The following is a 21,203-nucleotide window of genomic DNA, read 5'->3' as shown; positions in this document are numbered from 1 at the left end:
CTACAGTCCTTCCGCCGGCGCGTCGGCTCCGGCCGTTTTGCCGGCTTCGGCGGGCTTTCCGGCTTCGGCGGGAGCGCCGGCCTGTCCGCCGCCCTCCGCCAGCCGGTCGGCCAGCTCGTCGGCGACGTCCAGTACGTGCCGTCCGGCCACCACGGGCAGGCATTTGCCGGTCACGGGCCCGATCCTGGCGGCCCAGCGGGACGGCACGCCGCTCTCTCCCCGGGAGGCTCCGGCCAGCGCGCCGGCGATGGCGCCGATGGTGTCGGCGTCCCTGCCGAGGCCGACACCGTACGTGACGGCCGCCTCGACCTCGCCGTCCCCGGCGAGGAACGCGGCCATGGCCAGCGCCACGGCCTCGGGCGCGACGTCGGTCCAGGGGTAGTGCTTGACGACGACGGCCTCGTGCAGCGCGGCGGGGTCTCCGGCCTTGAGTGCTTCGCGCGCTCTGCTGATGTTGCGCGCGGTCCACGAGTCGGCCGGGACGACCGACAGCGCCGCGTCCACGACCTCCTGCGGTACGGCGCCGCCCATGGCGGCGGCCACGGCTCCGGCGACCGCACGGCCGCCGGTGATGCCCTCACCCGACGCGCTGACCAGGCCGTCCTGCTCCACCAGCCGGGCCGCCTCGGCCGGGTCGCCCGGGCAGAAGATCCCGTACGGGGCCGCGCGCATGGCCAGCCCGTCGGACCAGCCGTGGTTGTGCACCAGCCCGGTCAGCGGCGGTTCGAGCCCTCGGCGAAGCGCTTCGACGGTGCCCAGCTCGGAGAAGCCGGCTCCGCGCATGGGGCCCGTCACGCTGGGGATCACCTCGGCCCGGTAGGCCGCCGCCACGTCGGCCGCGGTGAGCGCGTGGCCGTGGCGGACCAGCAGGGAGGCCGCGTAGATGGCGTACTCGGTGTCGTCGGTGCCGCCGCCCTCGATCTCGGTGAGCCGTCCCCACCTGCGGCGGATCTCCTCCGGGGTCAGGTTCTCGGCAGGGGCGCCGAGGGCGTCGCCGGCCGCCAGGCCGAGCAGGCACCCCCGGGCCCTGTCGCGTGGTGACGTCACCGGTAGTACCGCTCCAGCACCTTGTTGCCGTCCTCGACCAGCCGCTTGGCCGCCTCGTCGATGGTGATCTTATTGGCGAAGTACTCCTGCAGCGCCGGGGTGGCCACCTTGGTCTTCCACTCGTCGAAGCCGTTCACCTTGAGGAACGGCGCCACGACGAGGTTCTTGGCCGAGGCGGTCGCCACGTCCCAGCCGTTCTCCTTCGTGGTGATGGCCGGGTCGGAGGCGGCCTTCTGTGAGGTCGGCAGCAGCCAGTCGCCCTTGGCGAGCTTGGCCTGGTTCTCGGCGTTGAGGAAGTACGCGATGAACTGCATCGCCTCGTCGGGGTGCTTGCTGTCCTGCGCGATCGACAGCGTCTGCGAGACCGCGCCCTGCTCGGCGGTGGTGCCCTTGGGGGCGGGCAGCGTGACCCACTCGAAGCCGTCGGGAGCCTGCTCGGCCACCTGCTGGCGCAGGTAGACGCCGGTCGGCAGCATCGCGAACTTGCCCTGGTAGAAGGCGGGCAGCGGGTCGGCGGTGCCCTGGCCGAGCGCGGCCGGGTCGGCCGACTTGTCCTTGTAGAGCTGGTCGTGGATGCGCTGGAGCACCTCGCGCTCCTCGGGGCCGACCTTGACGGTGGTCTTGCCGTCGGTGGTCTGGAAGAACGTGCCGCCGAAGTTGAGCGCCAGGTTGAGCGTCTTGTTGACCGGCGACTTCATCGGCCAGGCGACGCCGTACGTGCCGCCCTTGGTCATCTTCTTGGCCGCCTCGGAGAACTCGTCCCACGACCACGGGTCGTCCGGGGTGGGGATGCGGACCTTGGCGGCGTCGAGCAGCTTCTTGTTGGCGATGATGACCTGCGACTCCTGCAGGAACGGCACGCCGTAGACGCCCTGGCCGCCCTGCCCGTCGTCGAAGGTGACGGTGTCCCAGGCCGTCTGCGGGATGTCGTTCTTCAGCTCGGCGGGCAGCTTGTCCTTCAGGTCCAGCAGGTAGCCGTCGGAGGCGAAGCCGGCCAGCGCGGGCGAGTCGTTGTGGATGACGTCGGGGGCGGTGCCGCCGGAGAACTGGGTGACGAGCTGGTCGTTGACGTTGTCCCAGCTGCCCTGGACGTAGGTCACCTGGATGTCCGGGTGAGCCTTGTTCCACTCCTCCACGATCTGCTTGTTGGCGGCCACCGACTCCTTCTGCCACGCCAGGCTGAGGAAATCGATCTTGACCGGCTCGCCGGGGGCGGACGACTCGCCGCCTCCCCCGCCGCACGCGGCGGCCAGCGTGAGGACCGCCGCCACCGCCAGAGCGGACTTGATACGCATGTGAGCCTCCTAGCCCTTGACGGCGCCGGCCATCAGGCCGGACTTCAGGCGCCGCTGGATGATTGCGAAGAAGATCAGGCTCGGGATCGTCGCCATGAGCGACGCCGCGGCCAGCGGGCCGAGCCTGGCCACCCCCTCCGGGCCGGTGAACCTCACCAGCGTCAGCGGGAGCGTCATGACGTCGGGGTCCTGGAGGATCACGAGCGCGAACATGAATTCGTTCCAGGACGAGATGAACGAGAACAGCAACGTCGCCACCACGCCGGGCGCGAGCAGCGGGGCCACCACGGTGGCGATGGCCCGCACCCGGGACGCGCCGTCCACCGCCGCGGCCTCCTCCAGCTCGGGCGGCACGGCGCGCACGTACCCCTGGAGCATCCACAGCGCGAACGGCAGCGTGAACGTGACGTGCACGAGCACCAGGCCGGGCAGCGTGTTCACCAGCTCCAGATCCCGCAGGATCATGAAGAGCGGAATGATGATCAGGATGAACGGGAACACCTGGCTGACCAGCACCCACCCGATCGCGATTTTGTTGACCAGGCCGCGGTAGCGGGCCATCGCGTAGGAGGCGGGCAGCGAGATCAGCACCGTGATCACGCTGGCGAACAGCGCCACCAGCAGGCTGCGCAGCGCCGCGCCCACCAGGTCCTGCTCGCCGAACGCGGCGCTGAAGTTGGCCAGCGTGGGCTCGCGCGGGATCCACGTGGGCTCCGTCAGCGCCATCTCCTGCGGCGTCTTCAGCGACGTGGACAGCAGCCACAGCAGCGGGAACGCCAGAAAGACGACGTACGCGAGCAGAGCGGCGTACTGGGCGACGCGCTTCACCTGGCCTCCCTCATCTGGCGCCACAGGTACAGGCCGAGCACCGCGAGCACGACGATGGCCATGGCCAGGCCGAGCATCGAGGCGTAACCGGCCATGCGGTACCTGAACGCCTCCTCGTAGGCGAACAACATCGGCAGCCGGGTGCGCCCGCCCGGCCCGCCCTGCGTGAGCACGTAGACCAGGCCGAACTGGTTGATGTTCCACACGAAGTCGAGCGAGGTGATCGCCACGATCACCGGGCGGAGCTGTGGGAGCGTGATGTTCCAGAAGCGCCGCCAGGTGCCCGCGCCGTCCATCGCGCCCGCCTCGTACAGCTCCTTGGGCACGTTCTGCAGGCCCGCGAGCAGCACGACCGTCGTCTGCGGCATGCCCGCCCAGACCCCGACCACGATGATCGCCGGCAGTGCCAGCGAGAAGTCGGCCAGCCAGTTGATGTGGGTGCCGAGCAGGTCGTTCAGGATGCCCGCGTCGGGGTGGTAGACGAGCTTCCACATCAGGCCGACCACGACCGGCGGCATCGCCCACGGCACCACCGACAGCACCCTGGCCACGGCCCGGCCCCTGAGCTTCTCGTTGAGCAGCAGCGCCAGGCCGAGCGCGGCAAGGAACTGCAGCACCGTCACCGAGACCGACCAGATCGCGCCGATCTGGAACGACGCCCAGAACTCGTCGTCGGTCAGCAGCCTGGTGAAGTTCTCCAGGCCCACGAATGCGGTCTGGTGGTTACGGGTGTTGCGGGCGTCGGTGAACGCCAGGCCGATGCCGTACAGCAGCGGGCCCACGCTGAACAGCACCACCGGCACCATCGCCGGCAGCATCAGCAGCCACATCTCGCGCCGCTGCCGCGAGGCCGCGCGGCGCCGGGCTCCCGGCGTGCGCGGCGGCGCGGATCGCGCCACGGTCGCCGTCACGCGCCGCCCTCCTTCCTCAGCGAGTGCTCGTAGCCGGGGCCGGCCGTCGAGGCGCGGATCGCCAGCCTGGGCGGAACGGTGACCCGCTTGGGCTCCCCGTCGTCGCCCTTGAGGCGTTCGAGCAGCAGCTCGGCGGCCGCCTTGCCGCGCTCGGCCGAGCCGAGCGAGACGCTGGTCAGCGACGGCCACGACGCCGCCGCGAGGTCGGTGTCGTCCATGCCGACCACCGCCACGTCCTCCGGCACCCGCCGGCCCTGCTCGCGCAGCACGTCGAGCGCGCCGAGCGCGATCAGGTCGTTGGCGCACATCAGCGCGTCCACCTCGGGGGCGCGCGCGAGCAGCTCGGCCACCGCGCGCCGGCCCTCGGCGCGGTAGAAGTCGCCGATCTGCACGAGGTTCTCGTCGTAGGGCAGCCCGAGGTCGGCCAGCGCCTCCCGGTACGCGGCGCCGCGCGCGGCGCCCGGCACGGTGTCGAGCGGGCCGTTCACCATGGCGATGCGGCGGCGGCCGAGCGCGTACAGATGGTCAATCGCCAGGCGGACGCCCGTGCGGGAGTCGGCGCGCACGTTGTCCACCCGCGTGCCGTCGGGCACCGAGCCGATGATGACGACGGGGGCCCTGGCCGCGGCCAGCATCTCCAGGTGGGCGTCGGTGACGCGCAGGGGGCTCATGATGAGGCCGTCCACGTACCGCTCGCCGAGGCTGTGCAGCACATCGATCTCGTCGGCCACGACGGCGTCGGTCGAGTGCAGCACGAGCCGGTAGCCGGCCGCCTTCAGCACCGGCTGGATCTCCCGCAGCATCGCCAGGTACGCCGGGTTGCCGACGTCGGCCATCGCGAACGCGATCTGGTTGGTGCGGCGCGACTTGAGCGACCTGGCCACGGCGTTGCGCACGTAGCCGAGCTCGTCCGCGGCCGCCATGACCTTGCGCACCGTCTCCTGCCTGGTCGGCAGGCCGTTGAGGACCCGCGAGACGGAGGCGATCGAGACACCGGCGCGCTCGGCGATCGTGGTGATCGTGGGTCCGTCGGCCAAGGCTGTCCTTCCCTCGTGGTGTAAACGTTTACAGATGATCTGCTGTAAACGTTTACGGCGTGGGGGACATGAAACCTGCATGTAACTTGCAGGTCAAGTCACGATCGCATAACACCAGGTCAGCGGCGCTTTGAGCAAACCGATCACCACGGGACCGGGAACCGGGTCGGCCCCAATGGACCGCCCCGGCCCTTCGCGTGGGCTCCCCCGGCGGACGCCGACGGGCGCTTTTCCGTGAAGGTTCACCCGAGACGGCCCCGCGCACGGACCGGCCTTCTGCGATCGGCCTTGCGCGCGCCTCCCGGAGGCGCATCCGCGCCCGTGTCCAGCAGCTGCGGGCGTTGTTGACGACCGCCGTCGCGCAGCGCTGGGCGCTGCAGGCGCATCCGCGCCCGAGTGCAGCATGTGCGGGCGTTGCCTGCAGCGGGCCGGCACGCGCAGGTCGGCTCCCCCTCCGGACCCCGAGGGGACGGACCCGCTTGAAGCCGGCCCAGCGCCCGGCGCCTGAGCACGGCACGGCACGCCAACCTCCCTGCCCAGGTCACCGCCGGGAGCGAGTGCGTGCGCGCGGACCCTGGAACGCGCCTCAGGCACGGGCAGCGGCCCGGTCGGCTCAGTCGCGGACGGCGGCCCGGTCTGGGGCCGGGTCTGGGGCCGAGTTCGGGGTCGGCTCCTTTCCCGGAGTCGAGGGCTCGGACGGGGCGGCGCTGGACAAGGCGAGGAGGGCGCGGATGGCCGGGGAGCCGGCCGCCGTGACCACGGCCGCAAGCACGGCCGGGATGATGAGCGCCACCGGCAGGGACGCCGCCTCCGCAACGAAGCCGAGCACGGCGGGCCCGAGCAGCAGGCCGCTGTAGCCGAAGGCGGTCACCATGGCCAGCGCCCGCCCGACCCGGCCGCCTGCCGCGCCCACGGCGCTGAACAGCACCGGCACCACCGTCGCCAGCCCCACACCGGCCAGCGCCCAGCCGGTCCACGCGCACACCACCCGCAGCGGGTCGCCCAAGATCGGAGACACGAGCACCAGGGCGTACCCGGCGGTCGCGAGGACGCCCGCGAGCCGGATGGTCAGCACGGAGCCGAGCCGTCCCCTGATCGGGTCGCCGAGCAGCCGGAAGGTCGTCATGGCGATCGAGAAGATCGTGTACGCGAGCGGCGCCAGCGCCGGGTCCGCCTCCAGCACCATCCTGGCGTGCAGCGCTGCCCAGTCGATGGCCGCACCCTCGCTCAGGTGCCCGGCGAACGCGGCCAGGCCGAGCAGCGCGATCAGCCCCCACTTGAGCCCGCCATCACCCCCGCTCCGGCCCGGCTTCCCAGCCCCTTGGCCAGGCTTGACGCCGGTCCCGGCAGGTTTCCCGGCGCCATCGCCCGCCCCTGGGGCACCCCCGCCGGCTTCTCAGCCTCCTGACCCAGCCCCGCGGTGGTCCCGGCCGATTCACCGACGCCCTCGCCCAGCCCTGCGGTGGTCCCGGCCGATTCACCGACGCCCTCGCCCAACCCTGCGGCGCTCCCCGCCGATTCGCCGGGGACCTCGCCCGGAGCGCTCAGCCCGCCCGAGCCAGCAGAACCCTCGCCCGGCCCTGCGGCGGCTCCGGTCACTCCCCCGCCCGCGTCAACGGCCGCCTCTCCAGCGGGACCGGGGCGGGTGTAGGCGTCGGGGAGGAGGAGGCGGGCGGCCGGGAGGTACAGGAACGGCACCACGATCGCCGCCACCACCAGCAGCCCCTGAGCGTCCAGCCCGCCCTGGAGGACGAGCGAGGTGAGCCCGCCGCCGGCCGCGCCGCCGAGGCTCCAGGTGCCGTGGAAGGCGGAGATGATCGGCCGCCCGTAGCACCGCTCGACCTCGACGGAGTGGGCGTTCATGGCGATCTCCAGGACTCCCAGCCCCATCCCGAACACCACCGCGAGCACCATCAGCACCCAGGGCGACGGCGCCAGCGCGGGCCCGAGCAGGGCCACCCCGGACAGCGGCCCGGCGATCCAGCACAGCCGCCTGCTTCCCCACCGGTCCACCAGCCGCCCGGCGAGCAGCATCGACGCCAGAGCGCCACCGGAGATCAGGAGCAGGACCCGGCCGAGCAGGGCGGGCCCCAGATCGAGCCGGTCGTTGAGCGAGGGCAGCCCGGCGGCCCACACGCCCATGACAAGACCGGCGAGAAAGAAGAATCCGAAAACTCCGACACGAGCCCGTCTGGCGACTATGGCGCTTTTGTTCACGGCTAGAGCATAAACTGTGGATCGTGAACGGTGCTACGACGAGTGGCGAGCTTCGCGCGCACAACCGGGTCAGGCTGCTGCGCGCCGTGCACGACTGCGGAGCCACCCGCACCCGCTCCCAGCTCACCCGTGACCTGCGCCTGGCCAGGGGCACGGCCTCGGTCCTGGTGGCCGGCCTGGCCGAGGAGGCGCTGCTGCACGAGGAGCCCGCACCCGAGCACGGGCGCGGGCGGCCGACGCAGGTGCCGGGGCCGCATCCGTACGGGCCGGTCGCGCTGGCCGTGGACGTGCGCGAGGACGCCTGGGAGCTGGCGGAGTGCGAGCTGGGCGGCCGGATCACGGTGCTGGAGGTACGCCCGCACGACGGCACGCCGGAGGGCGTGCTCCGCCCGCTGGGCGAGGCCCTGGCCGCGCACCGCGAACGGCTCGGCAACCGATTCATCGGCGCCGGTGTCGCCCTGGCGGGTCCGGTACGCCACGGCGGCCTGGTGGACATCGCCCACCTGGGCTGGAACGCGGTGGACGTCCCCGCCCTCCTGGCCGCCGGCGCTCGCCAGGAGGGGGCGGCCGGGGCGCCCGGAGAGCCGTCCGGGGCCGAGGTGGATGACGTCCCGCGAGGGGGCGAGGCCGGGGCTGGACGGAGTGCGTCCGGGATGCCGGGGATGCCGGTCGTCGGGAACGACACCGCGTTCGCGGCACTCGCCGAGGCGCGGCGGGGGCGGCTGCGTGACGTGCGCGTGGGCCTGCACCTGCACGTGGACTTCGACCTGGGCGGCGTCCTGGTGGTGGACGGGCGGCCGGTCGCCGGGGCGGGCGGCGCGGGCGCGGAGTTCGGCCACATGACGCTCACCGGCAGCGAGCGGCTGTGCGCGTGCGGGGCGCTCGGCTGCTGGGGCGCGGACGTGGGCGCGAACGCGCTGCTGCGGCACGCGGGCCTGGCCCACGGAGACGGGCGGGGCCGGGAGGAGGCCGAGCACGTGCTGGCCACCGACGCGGCGGCGGTCGAGGAGACCGCGCGGACGCTGGGGCGCGGCATCGCGAGCCTGGTGAACGCGCACGATCCCGAGGTGGTCACGCTGTCGGGGCACGGCCCTGAGCTGTACGAACGGGCCGGAGCGGCGCTCCTGGAGGCGTGCGAGCCGTACCTGATGGCGATCCGCCGCGAGCGGCCGCCGCGGATCGAGGCGTCGGCGCTCGGGTGGCGTGGAGCGCTTCTGGGTGCTATGGAGTCCGTGTTCGACGCGTTCCTGACCGTCGAAGGGCTGGAGATGTGGCGCGAAAACCACCCTGACCAGGCCCGCGACACGCCCGAACGGCAAAGTGTGACGCATTCCACCCCGGGCGGGGGCCGGCCGTCATAACGCGCTCGCGGAAGGCCCCGTACGCGATCTTGGCAGGCCAGGCGTCCGCGACCGGAGCGAAGGGGTCAGGAGGAGCGGGACGATCATGATCTGGGGGCGGGCGCCCGTCGCTCCCGTACGCGCACCGCACAGGACCGAGGCGACCCCCGAGCAGGGGTTCCGCACTCGACGGCGATCTTCGCCGGGGCCTCCTGCGCGACGGCGCACCGCGCGTCCGCCCAGCTCATGACGGGTCCCGGACGCCTCGGACCGATGCCCGCACCCGGCTCCTTCCACTCCTGCGAGAGCCGCCGCGACCGTCACCCTCCGCAGGGGTGACAGCGGGCCCGAGCGGCGCCGGATTCGCCCGAGCGAAGGGGGCATTCCGCCCTTTTAGGGCTACGGTGTGACAGAACGCGTGGTCGGCGGCATAGGGGTCAGCGGGGGCACCGTCGCGCCGGGCGCGAGGTGTGCGGAGGCCGCCGCATCGGGGTGACAGGCACGTTGACAGGGCGCTTTCCGCAACACGAACCGCTGGTATCCGCCATGATTAGCCACTGCACCACGGGTTACAGGACCCGAACGTAAAACTCCCCGAGGAGAGAACTGAGATGGCACTTCCCACTCTCACCCCCGAGCAGCGTCAAGCCGCTCTGGCCAAGGCCGCCGAGGCCCGTGCCGCCCGCACGGCCCTGCTGGCCAAGGTCAAGGCGGGCGAGCTGACGTTCGCCCAGCTGCTGGAGCGCGACGACGACATCGCGAAGAAGATCAAGGTGTCGCAGGCGCTGCGCGCCGTCAAGGGCGTGGGGCCTGCGAAGGCCAACGCGCTGATGGAGGAGGCGGGCGTCGACGAGAAGCGCCGCCTCGGCGGCCTGGGCGCCCAGCAGCGCAAGAAGCTGGTCGAAGCGCTCGGCTGATGCCGGGCGGCCAGGTCCGCGCGCGTGAGGCCGCGCGGACCGGCCGGCGACCCTGGCAGCCCAGGAGAACCCGGCGAGCGGAGCCGCCCCGCTCGGCCGGCGGGCCGCCCCTCAGGGAGCCCTCCCCCGGCTCCCGCCCAAGGGGCCACCCCCACCCCGCCGCCCAGGGCCACTCCTGCAAACGCCTCATCGCCCTCCGACGCCCCCGCCCAGCTGTCTGTCTCGGCGGCCCACCGCCTCCAAGGGCCCATCTCCGCACCCGGCAGCCCCCGGCCTCCAAGGGCGCGTCCCCACCTCCGCCACCCCACCGAGCACCAAGGGCACGTCCCCACCTCCGCCGGCCCACCGGCCGCCCAAGGGCGCGTTTCCGCCCGAGCAGCCCACGCCAAGGGCTCGCCCCGCTTCCGGCGCCCCGCCCCTCCGTCGCCGTCCTCCGGCTCGCCTGAGAGCCTCTTTCACGGCCTCTCGGCCGCCAAGGGCGCGCGAACCCTTCCGATGAGCGGTCCTGGCCGCGTCACGGCGGCAGAGCGAGTCTCACGGCCGGTCCGGCGAAGGCCGCGGCACACCCCGAGTCCGGCGGCAGGCGCATCCGCATCGGCGCCGGCCGCGACCAGCGCATCGGGCTGAGGCTCGGCCGGCGCTCGTCGTCAGTGGTGATCGGCGCATCGGCCAGGACGGAGCCGGTACGGCAGGTGAGGGCGCGGCCGGCGCACCGCGGTCAAGGGCGCCCGTGTCAGGCCGGGGCGACCGCGCGAAACCGGCCGAGGCAGGCGGCAGGTCAGGAGCGCAGGTACATCAGCACGGCGAGGACGCGGCGGTGCTGGTCGGTGTCCTCGGCGTACAGGCCGAGCTTGCTGAAGATGCTCCTGATGTGCTTCTCCACGGCGCCGTCGCTGATGACGAGCTGCCGCCCGATGGCCGGGTTGGAGCGGCCCTCGGCCATGAGTCCGAGTACCTCGCGCTCGCGCGGCGTGAGCTGCGCCAGCGGGTCGTCCTTGCGCCTTCGTACCATCAATTGGGACACCACCTGGGGATCGAAGACCGTGCCGCCCGCGGCCACCCGCCGCAGGCCCTCCAGGAACTCGTCGACGTCGACGACGCGGTCCTTCAGCAGGTAGCCCACCGCGCCCCTGGCGTCGGCCAGCAGGTCGTCGGCGTAGGAGACCTCGACGTACTGCGACAGGATGAGCACCGGCGCGCCGGGCACCCGCCGCCTGGCCTCGACGGCGGCCCGCAGGCCCTCGTCGGTGAACGACGGCGGCATGCGCACGTCGACCACCGACACGTCGGGCTTGTGCTCGGTGACGGCTTCGACGAGGGCGTCTCCGTCCCCGACCGCCGCCACCACCTCGCAGCCGAACTCCTCGAGCAACCTGACCAGGCCCTCCCTGATCAACACCGCGTCATCGGCCACGACTACCCGCACGGCACCTCCGCCACGATCACCGTGGGCCCGCCTTCAGGCGACTGGACGGTCAGCTCGCCGTCCACGGCGCGCAGCCGGTCGGCCAGCCCCGCGAGCCCGTGTCCCTTGGCGACGTGTGCGCCGCCGACCCCATCATCCCCGATCGTGAGCATGAGGGCGTCGCCGAGACGGACGAGCTGGACGGTGCAGACGGTGGCGCGGCTGTGTTTGGCCACGTTGGTGAGCGCTTCGGCGCAGACGAAGTAGATGGCGTTCTCGATGGCGGCGGAGTAGCGCTCGACGGTCTGTACGTCGAGATCGACGGGAACCGTGCAGCGGCCGGCGAGCGCGGCCAGGGCGGGCGCGAGGCCGCGGTCGGACAGGATGGGCGGGGCGATGCCGCGCGAGAGCGCACGCAGCTCGTCGAGGGTCTCGCGGGTGGCGTCGATGGCCGACTTGAGCGTGGCCTGGGCCGCCTCGGGGTCCTTGGCGAGCTGCCGCTGCGCCCTCGACAGCTCCATGGCGAGTGAGACCAGCCGCTGCTGCGGCCCGTCGTGGATGTCGCGCTCCAGCTTGCGCAGCGCGTTGGCCTCGGCGGAGACGGCGGCGGCGCGGCCTTCGGCGAGGTCGTCGATGCGCTCCTGCAGCTCGGCCACGCCGGTCAGCAGCGCCCGCCCGAGCCCGGCGCGCAGCAGCGCGGCGCCCCGGATGACGAACGGCTTCAGCAGCAGGAAGAACAGGCCGACGACGACGTAGAAGGCGGCGTTGACGAGGTAGCCGTCGCCGAGTCCGAGCAGCTCGGGCAGCTCGATGTTGCCGGGGATGCGCATGGTGATGATGCCGTACAGCGGCCAGGCGAGGCAGGCCAGGGGGACGATCCAGAACACCACCGTCACCACGAACGAGATGACCGCGAACGGCAGGTTGATGATGCCGTGCAGCAGGTCGAGCCAGGACTGGCCGCTCGTCAGGGGGTTGACCATGCGGCGGAAGCGGCCGGCCCCGGGCGGCGCGGGCTTGTAGCGCGGCCGTACGGGCGGCCGCTGCAGCACGTCGGCGAGCCATCCCCGCTCGGCGTCGGCGAACCCGCGCGCGATCAGCAGCGTCCCGGCCAGTAGCGGCAGCCCGATCCAGATGACCGCCGTGCCGACGCCTGCGGCCAGGCCGGTCACCATGAGCACGAAGCCTATGAGCGTGGTCGGGAAGCCGACCAGCGTGTATCGGGTGTCAAGGAGGACACGCCTCGTCAGGGAGCGCATGGCCACCACGGTAGGCGGCGGAACCCGGCGGATCGAGTGGGTGCACCGGTGTCCGGTGGTAGGGCTTGCCCTACCCCTGGTGGTGGTGGCGTGCCGACCGAAGGAGTGCGGCTCGCGTCAATGTGCGCGGGGCCGCGCGGCGGGAGCCTGGAGTGCGTCCGCTCTCCCCCGTGCGAATCGAGGCTCCCGTCATGACCGTGCTGCTGGACCGGCCCCCTGTCCAGGCGGCGCCGCCCGCGACCCGGCCGGCGCCCGCGCGGCCCGCGCGTTCGCGCCGCGACCCGTTCATCGACCTGCTGCGCGTGGCCGGCATGGCGCTGATCGTCTTCCAGCACTGGACGATCCCGGTGCTCGACTACGAGGACGGCCGGCTGACGACCGGCAACGCGCTGGCCACGCCCGGCGTGTGGGTGGTCACCTGGCTGAGCCAGGTGATGCCGCTGGTGTTCTTCGCGGGCGGCGCGGCGAACGCGATCAGCTTCGCCCGCTCGGAGCAGGCCGGGGCGCAGGCGCCCGCGTGGCTGGCGGTACGGCTGCGGCGGCTGGCCTGGCCGCTGCTGCCGCTGGCGGCGGTGTGGATCCCGCTGCCGCAGCTGCTGCTCACGCTGGGCGTGCCCGCCCAGCCGCTGGAGGTGGGCGCGCGGCTGACCGGGCAGCTGCTGTGGTTCCTCGCGGTGTACCTGATCGCGGTGGTCGCCACCCCGTACGCGCTGCGGCTGCACGCCCGGCACGGCTGGCGGGTGCCGGCGGCGCTGGCGCTGGGCGCGGTGGTGACGGACGTGGCGCGGTTCTCGACCGGGTTCAATCCGGTGGGCTACCTGAACGTGGTGTTCGTCTGGCTGGCGGTGCACCAGCTCGGCTTCTTCTACGCCGAGGGCAGGCTGCGCGGCGCCGGGCTGCTGGCGGCGGGCGGGTTCGGCGCGGCGGCGCTGCTGGTGGCGTACGGGCCGTACCCGGGCAGCATGATCGGCCTGCCGGGCGCCGAGGTGTCGAACATGGCGCCGCCCACGCTGGCCATGCTGGCGGTGGGCCTGGGCCAGATCGGGCTGGCCGTGCTGCTGCGTCCGGCGCTGGTGCGGCTGCCGCTCGGCCGCCTGCTGGACTGGGCGGGGCCGCGCGTCATGACGGTGTACCTGTGGCACATGCCGGCCCTGTTCGCGGTGACCGGGGTGGTCGTGGTGCTGCTGGGCGTGGACACGCCGCGGCCGGGCAGCGTGCTGTGGTTCGCCGGGTGGCCGGTCTGGTTCGGGCTGCTGTGCCTGGTGATGTGGCCGCTGGTGAAGTGGTTCGCCAGGTTCGAGGCGCCGCCCGCGCTGCCGTACGGCAAGACCGGGACGCGCGGCATGCTGGCCGCGTCGGCGCTGGTCGGTGCCGGGGTGCTGACGCTGACCGTGGGCGGTTTCGCGCCCGGCGCGGGGCCGTTCCTGGCGGTCCTGGCGCTGCTCGGCGGCCTGCTGATGACCGTGCCCCGGCTGGAGTCCTGAGGCGGCGGCGCGGGCCCGGTGATGAGCCGGAAATACGGATGTCATGCGCCGATCACGAGAATCGGGGCATGACGCTGATTCGCCCGCTCGGCGAGACGGACCTGCCGGCCGTCGCCGACATCTACGCCCACTACGTGACGACCAGCGCGGTGACCTTCGACGAGACGCCGCCGGGGCTCGGCGACTGGCGGGCCAAGGCCGCCGCCATCTCGGAGGCGGGCCTGCCGTTCCTGGTGGCGGTGGTGGACGGGAAGGTGGCCGGGTACGCCTACCTCTCCCAGTACCGCCCCAAGCCCGCCTACCGCCACACGCTGGAGGACAGCATCTACCTCGCGCCCGGGTACACCGGCAAGGGCCTGGGCGGGCGGCTGCTCGGCGAGCTGATCGGGCGGGCGCGCGCGACGCAGGCCAGGCAGCTCGTCGCGGTGATCGCGGACACCGGCGACCCGTCGTCGGCGCGGCTGCACGAGAGGCTCGGCTTCCGCGCGGCGGGCCGGCTGAAGGCGGTGGGTTTCAAGCTCGGCCGCTGGATCGACACCGCGCTTTTCCAGCTCGACCTGCGCGCTTCCTGACTCGGGTGGCCTCCGGCGGTTCGAGCACCGGGTGAACTTCGGCAGGATAGGGGTGTGAGCCTTCTCGTTGACCGCCTGCCCGAAGACATCGACGCCGATCCCGACGAGATCTTCGACGCGTTCGTCGCGTGGAACGCCGAGCGGGGGCTCACCCTCTATCCCGCTCAGGAAGAGGCCCTCATCGAGGTCGTCTCCGGCAACAACCTGATCCTGGCCACGCCGACCGGGTCGGGCAAGTCGCTGGTGGCGGCCGGCGCCCACTTCACGGCGCTGACCCGCGACCAGCGCACGTTCTACACGGCCCCCATCAAGGCGCTGGTGTCGGAGAAGTTCTTCGACCTGTGCGCGATCTTCGGCACCGAGAACGTCGGCATGATGACCGGCGACGCGAGCGTCAACCCGGGCGCGCCGATCATCTGCTGCACGGCCGAGATCCTCGCGAACGTGGCGCTGCGCGACGGCGCCGAGGCCGACATCGGCCAGGTCGTGATGGACGAGTTCCACTTCTACGCCGAGCCCGACCGCGGCTGGGCCTGGCAGGTGCCGCTGCTGGAGCTGCCGAAGGTGCAGTTCATCCTGATGTCGGCCACGCTCGGCGACGTCACGATGTTCAAGGAGGACCTGACCCGCCGCACCGGGCGGGAGACCGCGGTGGTCAAGCACGCCGAGCGGCCGGTGCCGCTGGTCTACTCGTACCGGATGACGCCGCTGCACGAGACGATCGAGGAGATGCTCGAAGGCGGCCAGGCGCCGATCTACGTCGTGCACTTCACGCAGGCCGCGGCGATGGAGCGCGCCCAGGCGCTGATGTCGATCAACATGGCGACCCGCGAGGAGAAGGACGCGATCGCCGAGATGATCGGCGGGTTCCGCTTCACCACGCGGTTCGGCCGGGCGCTGTCGCGGCTGGTGCGCCACGGCATCGGCGTCCACCACGCCGGCATGCTGCCGAAGTACCGCAGGCTGGTGGAGCGGCTGGCCCAGGCGGGGCTGCTCAAGGTCATCTGCGGCACCGACACCCTCGGCGTCGGTGTCAACGTGCCGATCCGCACGGTGCTGTTCACGGCCCTGTCGAAGTTCGACGGCAACAAGGTGCGCAGGCTGCGCGCCCGCGAGTTCCACCAGATCGCCGGCCGGGCCGGGCGCGCGGGCTTCGACACCATCGGCTACGTCGCCTGCCAGGCTCCCGAGCACGAGATCGAGAACGCCAGGGCGCTCGCCAAGATCGGCGACGACCCCAAGCGGCGGCGCGGCTATGCCCGCAAGAAGCCGCCGGAGGGGTTCGTGGGCTGGAGCGAGGAGACGTTCGTCAAGCTCCAGGAGGCCGAGCCGGAGCCGCTCACCTCGCGGTTCAAGGTGAGCAACGCGATGCTGCTCGCGGTGATCAACCGTCCTGGCGACTGCTTCCAGGCGATGAAGCACCTGCTGACCGACAACCACGAAGACCGCAAATGGCAGCGGCGGCACATCAGCCAGGCCATCGCGATCTACCGGTCGCTGCTCGCCGGCGGCATCGTCGAGCAGTTCCCCGAGCCCGACGAGCAGGGGCGGCGGGCCAGGCTGACGATCGAGCTGCAGGAGGACTTCGCGCTCAACCAGGCGCTGTCGACGTTCGCGCTGGCGGCGTTCGACCTGCTCGACCGCGAGTCGCCGTCGTACGCGCTGGACATGGTCTCGATCGTCGAGTCCATCCTCGACGACCCGCGCCAGATCCTGTCGGCCCAGCTGAAGAAGGCCAGGGCCGAGGCCGTGGCGCAGATGAAGGCCGACGGCATCGAGTACGAAGAGCGCATGGAGCGGCTGGCCGAGGTCATGTACCCGATGCCGCTCGAAGACCTGCTGCTCGGCGCGTACGAGACCTACCGGCGCGGGCATCCGTGGGTGGCCGACTACACGGTCAGCCCGAAATCGGTGGTGCGCGACATGTACGAGCGGGCGATGACGTTCAGCGAGTACATCCAGTTCTACGAGCTGGCCCGCTCCGAGGGCACGGTGCTGCGCTACCTGGCCGACGCCTACCGCACGCTGTCGCGTACGGTGCCCGAGCACCTGAAGACCGACGACCTGGTCGACCTCATCGAGTGGCTGGGCGAGATGGTGCGGCAGGTCGACTCGTCGCTGATCGACGAGTGGGAGAAGCTGACCAACCCGGCGGCGGCGCTGGAGGAGGAGCAGCAGCTGGAGACCAAGGTGCGGCCGGTCACCGGCAACCCGCGGGCCTTCAGGGTGCTGGTGCGCAACGCGATGTTCCGGCTGGTCGAGCTGTGCGCCCTGGAGAAGGAGGAGGAGCTGGAGGAGCTGGCTCCCGACGTCGACTGGGGTGCGGCGCTCGACGCGTACTACGACGAGCACGAGGAGATCCTCACCGACGCCGACGCGCGCGGCCCCGCGCTGCTGCGCATCGAGGAGGAGGACGGCGTCTGGAAGGTGCGCCAGACGATCAGGGACCCCGAGGGTCACGGCGACTGGGGCATCGACGCCGAGGTGGATCTGGCCACCTCCGACGAGGAGGGCCGGGCGGTCCTGCACGTGCAGGGTCTCAACCGGCTGTAACGCCGCCGGGGTCACCCGATGGGAGGCGGAGAAAGAACAAGCCGTGTGCCGGAACGGACTGGCAACGGGCGTCCCGGCACCGGCCTGTCACCTTCAGTGTCGGCCGGAAAACGTCGGAGATTCGTCATGGTCGTGTCGCAAGATCGTGACATTCCCCGTATCCAGCGGCCCGTGGCCGTGCGGACACGCCTGGCGCCTGGGCGATAACGCGTGGCGGTGCGGGCGGGCCGTTCACCACAATGAGGGAGGTGAACGACGAAGAGGTCCGCCGCGTCCTGGGGCTGCTCTACCAGAACGACACCCTGACCGCCTTCGCCTCCCTGGTGCTCGGCCTGCCCGAGGGCCGGTCGCCCGAGGCGCTGCGCAAGCTGGCCGCCGGCGGGCTGGCCGCGTGCGACGAGAGCGGCAAGTGGCGCGCCACCCCCGAACGCTTCCGCGAGCTGCTGCGCTCGCACGCCGAGCCGGCCGAGCGGCTCAGCGAGGAGGAGCGGGTGCTGCGCACGTTCCTGGTGGACGGGCGGCTGACGACGCTGGCGATGCGGCGCGACAAGCGGCTCATCGTGCTGCGCTACGTCTCGCGCGTCTTCGAGCCGGGCGTGCGCTACCCCGAGAAGGACGTCGACGTCGCCCTGCGGGCCTTCCACGACGACTACGCGGCGCTGCGCCGCTATCTGGTGGACGAGGGGCTGCTGTCCCGCGAGGGCAACGTCTACTGGCGCAGCGGCGGCCCCGTGGACGTCTGACGGGTTCTCACGTCCTCAGGGCCGCCGCAGGGCGCTCGGCAGCCGGCGTGCCTCCCAAGACGCACGACCACGCCGCCTGCTGCCGTCAGCTCAGCGCGCGCAGCCTGCTCGTCCAGGCGTCCAGCTTGGCCTGCCACCGTTCGGGCGACTCGGGCCTGCCGGGCACGCCCGGCCGGGTCTGCCAGGGCAGCGGACCCTCGGCCCGCCGGTACTCCACGCCGATCGCGTCGAGCCTGCGCAGGTGCTCCTCAAGACGGCGCAGGAAGCCGGGCAGATCGCGATACTCGGAGCTCCACACGGTCTCGGCGAAGGCGGCGAGCCGGGGGAAGGCCATGTAGTCGATCCGGCGGCCCGAGTCGATCAGCTCGGTCCAGACGCCGCACTGGGCGCCCAGCACGTGCCGGGCGGCCGGTTCGCCGCGCAGCTCGGCCGGGATCGGCTCGAAGGCGTAGACGTCCTCGAGCGTCAGCACCGTCCCGAACGGCACCGGCTCGTCCTCCCCCGGCCCCTGCCGGTAGTCGAAGTAGACGGAGGTGTTGGGGCAGTTGACGACGTCGTGGCCGCGCCGGGCCGCCGCCACCGCGCCCAGCTCGCCGCGCCAGGACGCGATGATCGCGCCGGGCGGCGGGCCGCCCTCCAGCACCTCGTCCCAGCCGACCATGCGCCGGCCGCGCTCGGCGAGGAAGTCGCCGAACTGCCGCATGAACCAGCCCTGTAGCTCCTCCTCGTCGCGCAGCCCCAGCTCGGCGATGCGGCGCTGGGCGGCCGGGCTCTCCTTCCACTGGTCCTTGGGGCATTCGTCGCCGCCGAGCACGACGTACGGGCTGGGGAAGATCTCCAGGACCTCCTCCAGCACGTTCTGGAAGAACGCGATCGTGGAGTCCTCGACGTTCAGCACGTTCCTGCCGACGCCCCAGGTGGTGCGCACCTCCAGCGGCGTGTCGAGGTTGCCGAGCTCCGGGTAGGCGGCGATGGCGGCCTGGGTGTGGCCGGGCAGGTCGATCTCGGGGACGACGGTGATCTGCCGCCGGGCGGCGTAGGCCACGACCTCCCTGAGGTCGTCCTGGGTGTAGTAGCCGCCGTGGGGGCGGCCGTCCATGGCGCCGTTCCAGCCGGTCTGGCTCTCCTTGCGCCACGCGCCGACCTCGGTGAGCCGGGGGTAGCGGCGGATCTCGACCCGCCAGCCCTGGTCGTCGGTGAGGTGCAGGTGCAGCACGTTGAGCTTGTGCAGCGCCATCAGGTCGATGAAGCGCAGCACCTCGTGCTTGGTGAGGAAGTGGCGGGCGACGTCGAGCACGCAGCCGCGCCAGGCGAAGCGCGGCGCGTCCTCGACGTACGTGCCCGGCACGGCGAGCGGCCCGCCGGGCGCCTTGCGGTACACGGCGGCGGGCAGCAGCTGCCGGAACGTCTGCGCGCCGTAGAAGGCGCCGGCGGGACCGCCCGCGACGATCTCGACGCGCTCCCCGACGCTCAGCCGGTACGCCTCCGGCGGCAGCTCGCCGAGCACCAGCCTGATCGCCCCCGACTCCGTGCCCGGACCCGGTAGCAGCTCGCCCCCGGTGACGGGGGCCAGCTCCCCGCGCAGCCAGGCCGCCACCTCGCTCAGCGCGGGATCGGCCGCGAGCGAGGTCCCGGCGTCGAGGACGAACGTCCCCGGCCTGGACTCCTGCATGACGGGCTTCGGAACGATCATGAACGTGCGGCTCCTTACGTGCAGGTGATGGTGGCGTCGGCGAAGTCGACGTGGTCGTAGTAGGCGTTGTCGCCGCCGTTGGTCGCGACCAGCCGGACGAATCGGGCGCCCTCGATGTTCGCGGTGACCTTGCGGGCCGGCATCGATCCGGTGATCAGGCCGGAGTAGGCGACGCGGCCGCCGTCCGCCCAGACCTCGAACCCGGCCGAGCCGTTCGCGCCCACCTCGTCGTCGATGCCGGCGAAGAACTGGACGGTCGTGCACCGGCCGCCGGTGTAGTACTCGATGTCGGCGGGCGCGTGCGCGCCGAGGCCCTTGGCGTAGCGGACGCCCTCGATGGTGATGGGCCTGCCGTCGCCTCCGGCCTGGTCGCCGTTGCTGGTGTCCTTCTCGACGGGGCCGAAGTGGTTCTTGACGGCCGTCCATTCGAGGTCGCTCACGTACGTCGTGCCGGGCCCCGGCCCCTTGGCGACCATGATGACGGCGGTGGCGGTGCGCTCGCCCTGCCGGAACTCGATCTCGTAGCTGCCCGGCGGGGCGGTCGCCGTGACGTTCCACCTGACCGTGAACGTCTTGCCCGGCTTCAGCAGGCCGGTCCTGGCCGGGGTGCCGGCCTCGATCGTCCAGCCCTGGGGCGCCTTCGCGGTCACCTCGATGTCGCGCAGCGCGGCGGTGGCGCCGGTGTTGGTGACGCGGGTGACGATCTCGCCGGGCACCCCGGGCTCCAGCACGGACGGCCGGTCGTCGCCGGGGAACTTCTGCGGGTCGGCCTCGAAGGTGACCAGCGGCGGCGCCTGCTCGTCCGCGTCGGTCGCGGCGACCCGGTAGAGCCGGGCGGCGTGCGCGGGCACCTGGGCGGCCAGCTCGCCGGTGGTGGAGGAGACCTCGCCGGTCCACAGCTCCTCCACGCGGTAGCGGCCGCTGCCGAGCCTGGCCGAGATGACGGCCGCCCGGTCGCTCTCGTTGAACAGCGCGATCGCCCGGTCGCCGTTCGCGAGGGGCTTGGCGAGCACGTGGTACCAGCCGTCGGTTTTGACGAACGTGCCGTGGACGCCGAGCGGGTCCTGGTTCACGGCGATGACCTTGGGGTTGGCGACGATCGACGCGGGCGCCTGCTGCGGGGGCGTCTGGAGGATCAGCGGGGCGGCGGCCATGGCCCACAGCGTCATCTGGGTGCGGTGCTCGGTCTCGGTCATGCCGGTGCGGCCGGCCTGGACGAGGTCGGGGTCCGCCCAGCTTCCCGGGCCCGCGTACTCGGCTCTGAGCTGGTTGAACTCCCAGATGGCGACCATGTCGGGGTAGGTGCCGTTGATGGGCTTGTTGTAGACGTTGGTGCGCCAGGTGGTGGCGCCCGCGTCCTTGCCCCACAGCCACGGGACGGTGCTGCCGTCCTCGTTGTTCATGGCGAACACGATGTCCTGGCCGAGCGCCTGCCGCATGGGCCGGTAGAGCGCCTCGGCGATCTGCTGGACGTTCTTGCCGGGGAAGTCGGCGGTGGGGATGTTGCACCAGTCGTACTTGACGTAGTCCACGCCCCAGGCCTTGATCTGGGCGGCGTCGGCGGCCTCGTTGCGGTACGAGCCGGGCCCGCCGCCCGAGCACGCCGTGGTGCCGGCGGAGAGGCTGAGCCCGAGCTTCAGCCCCTTGGAGTGGAGGTAGGAGGCGAGGCCGGCGATGCCGCCGGGGAAGCGGGTGGCGTCGGGGGCCAGCTTGCCGCCGCTGCGCTGGGCGGCCAGCCAGCAGTCGTCGATGATGACGTAGCGGTAGCCGAGCGGGGCGAGGCTCGCCATGGCGTCGGCGGCCTTGCGTACGGACTGCTCGGAGACCGAGCAGCCGAGCGAGCGGGTGCTCCACCCCATGGGCGGCGCTGTCAGCGGTGCGGTGGCGGTCGCCGCGGCCTCC

17 protein-coding genes are annotated in these 21,203 nt (G+C 72.3%); 6 read left to right on the top strand and 11 right to left on the bottom strand.

All coding sequences use genetic code 11. From position 1 onward, the window contains the following. From WBK31_RS07385 to WBK31_RS07355, 7 genes are all read right to left on the bottom strand, one after another. Positions 1-1,047 carry an ADP-ribosylglycohydrolase family protein gene (locus WBK31_RS07385; protein WP_364066250.1) on the bottom strand — a complete coding sequence of 349 codons (1,047 nt, stop codon included), beginning with the start codon at positions 1,045-1,047 and terminating at the stop codon, positions 1-3. Further along, entirely contained in the window at positions 1,044-2,342 is a 1,299-nt protein-coding gene (locus WBK31_RS07380; RefSeq protein WP_364066252.1) for a sugar ABC transporter substrate-binding protein, read from the bottom strand. Before WBK31_RS07380 ends, WBK31_RS07385 begins: the two co-directional genes overlap by 4 nt. A gap of 9 nt (positions 2,343-2,351) precedes the next feature. Continuing rightward, positions 2,352-3,170, bottom strand: a complete 819-nt coding sequence (locus tag WBK31_RS07375; RefSeq protein ID WP_364066255.1) for a carbohydrate ABC transporter permease — start codon at positions 3,168-3,170, stop codon at positions 2,352-2,354. Further along, positions 3,167-4,081, bottom strand: coding sequence for a carbohydrate ABC transporter permease (locus WBK31_RS07370; protein ID WP_406674525.1), 915 nt, complete (start codon positions 4,079-4,081; stop codon positions 3,167-3,169). Before WBK31_RS07370 ends, WBK31_RS07375 begins: the two co-directional genes overlap by 4 nt. Then, positions 4,078-5,118, bottom strand: coding sequence for a LacI family DNA-binding transcriptional regulator (locus WBK31_RS07365; protein WP_364066261.1), 1,041 nt, complete (start codon positions 5,116-5,118; stop codon positions 4,078-4,080). Before WBK31_RS07365 ends, WBK31_RS07370 begins: the two co-directional genes overlap by 4 nt. A 613-nt stretch (positions 5,119-5,731) precedes the next feature. Next, on the bottom strand, positions 5,732-6,304 hold the full coding sequence (locus tag WBK31_RS07360) for a hypothetical protein (protein ID WP_378784169.1): 573 nt from the start codon (positions 6,302-6,304) through the stop codon (positions 5,732-5,734). 80 nt (positions 6,305-6,384) lie between these two features. Then, positions 6,385-7,335, bottom strand: a complete 951-nt coding sequence (locus WBK31_RS07355; RefSeq protein WP_406674524.1) for an MFS transporter — start codon at positions 7,333-7,335, stop codon at positions 6,385-6,387. A 23-nt stretch (positions 7,336-7,358) separates the two neighbouring features. Here WBK31_RS07355 and WBK31_RS07350 point away from each other — a divergent pair, with 23 nt between their 5' ends. Beyond that, positions 7,359-8,696, top strand: coding sequence for an ROK family protein (locus WBK31_RS07350; RefSeq protein WP_406674523.1), 1,338 nt, complete (start codon positions 7,359-7,361; stop codon positions 8,694-8,696). Between the two features lie 590 nt (positions 8,697-9,286). Then, positions 9,287-9,592: an integration host factor, actinobacterial type gene (mihF, locus tag WBK31_RS07345; RefSeq protein ID WP_364066267.1), complete on the top strand. Its 306-nt coding sequence runs from the start codon at positions 9,287-9,289 to the stop codon at positions 9,590-9,592. Positions 9,593-10,370: 778 nt separating this feature from the next. Here the strand turns inward: mihF and WBK31_RS07340 are convergent. After that, a complete protein-coding gene (locus WBK31_RS07340; RefSeq protein WP_364066269.1) occupies positions 10,371-11,018 on the bottom strand; it encodes a response regulator transcription factor in 648 nt (215 codons plus the stop codon). Beyond that, positions 11,009-12,256, bottom strand: coding sequence for a sensor domain-containing protein (locus WBK31_RS07335; protein WP_364066272.1), 1,248 nt, complete (start codon positions 12,254-12,256; stop codon positions 11,009-11,011). Before WBK31_RS07335 ends, WBK31_RS07340 begins: the two co-directional genes overlap by 10 nt. A 191-nt stretch (positions 12,257-12,447) precedes the next feature. Here WBK31_RS07335 and WBK31_RS07330 point away from each other — a divergent pair, with 191 nt between their 5' ends. The 4 genes from WBK31_RS07330 (at position 12,448) to WBK31_RS07315 (ending at position 17,608) form a co-directional block, all read left to right on the top strand. Next, positions 12,448-13,740, top strand: coding sequence for an acyltransferase (locus WBK31_RS07330; protein WP_406674522.1), 1,293 nt, complete (start codon positions 12,448-12,450; stop codon positions 13,738-13,740). Positions 13,741-13,808: 68 nt separating this feature from the next. Beyond that, complete coding sequence (locus WBK31_RS07325; RefSeq protein ID WP_406674521.1) at positions 13,809-14,312, top strand: N-acetyltransferase family protein; 504 nt, start codon at positions 13,809-13,811, stop codon at positions 14,310-14,312. Between the two features lie 54 nt (positions 14,313-14,366). Beyond that, positions 14,367-16,865 (top strand): DEAD/DEAH box helicase, encoded by a 2,499-nt coding sequence (locus tag WBK31_RS07320; RefSeq protein WP_406674520.1) that lies wholly within the window; start codon positions 14,367-14,369, stop codon positions 16,863-16,865. A 248-nt stretch (positions 16,866-17,113) separates the two neighbouring features. Next, complete coding sequence (locus tag WBK31_RS07315; protein WP_406674519.1) at positions 17,114-17,608, top strand: DUF2087 domain-containing protein; 495 nt, start codon at positions 17,114-17,116, stop codon at positions 17,606-17,608. A gap of 85 nt (positions 17,609-17,693) precedes the next feature. On the opposite strand, the gene WBK31_RS07310 is transcribed toward WBK31_RS07315, so the two are convergent. Both WBK31_RS07310 and WBK31_RS07305 read right to left on the bottom strand, forming a co-directional pair. Further along, entirely contained in the window at positions 17,694-19,301 is a 1,608-nt protein-coding gene (locus WBK31_RS07310) for a beta-N-acetylhexosaminidase (protein WP_364066283.1), read from the bottom strand. Positions 19,302-19,315: 14 nt separating this feature from the next. Beyond that, positions 19,316-21,160: an NPCBM/NEW2 domain-containing protein gene (locus WBK31_RS07305; RefSeq protein WP_364066285.1), complete on the bottom strand. Its 1,845-nt coding sequence runs from the start codon at positions 21,158-21,160 to the stop codon at positions 19,316-19,318. Positions 21,161-21,203 lie beyond the last annotated feature (43 nt).

Source organism: Nonomuraea sp. N2-4H, assembly GCF_045291505.1.
GTDB lineage: Bacteria > Actinomycetota > Actinomycetes > Streptosporangiales > Streptosporangiaceae > Nonomuraea > Nonomuraea fastidiosa.
The sequence above is the reverse complement of the archived record's forward strand: the minus strand, read 5'-3'. Positions and strand labels throughout refer to the sequence as shown.

Excerpts from the sequence above, each read along its gene's own strand:
- WBK31_RS07380 (WP_364066252.1), bottom strand. The coding sequence starts at position 2,342 with ATGCGTATCAAGTCCGCTCTGGCGGTGGCGGCGGTCCTCACGCTGGCC.
- WBK31_RS07360 (WP_378784169.1), bottom strand. The coding sequence starts at position 6,304 with ATGGTGCTGGAGGCGGACCCGGCGCTGGCGCCGCTCGCGTACACGATC.
- mihF (WP_364066267.1), top strand. The coding sequence starts at position 9,287 with ATGGCACTTCCCACTCTCACCCCCGAGCAGCGTCAAGCCGCTCTGGCC.
- WBK31_RS07335 (WP_364066272.1), bottom strand. The coding sequence starts at position 12,256 with ATGCGCTCCCTGACGAGGCGTGTCCTCCTTGACACCCGATACACGCTG.
- WBK31_RS07330 (WP_406674522.1), top strand. The coding sequence starts at position 12,448 with ATGACCGTGCTGCTGGACCGGCCCCCTGTCCAGGCGGCGCCGCCCGCG.
- WBK31_RS07325 (WP_406674521.1), top strand. The coding sequence starts at position 13,809 with ATGACGCTGATTCGCCCGCTCGGCGAGACGGACCTGCCGGCCGTCGCC.
- WBK31_RS07310 (WP_364066283.1), bottom strand. The coding sequence starts at position 19,301 with ATGATCGTTCCGAAGCCCGTCATGCAGGAGTCCAGGCCGGGGACGTTC.
- WBK31_RS07305 (WP_364066285.1), bottom strand. The coding sequence starts at position 21,160 with ATGGGGTGGAGCACCCGCTCGCTCGGCTGCTCGGTCTCCGAGCAGTCC.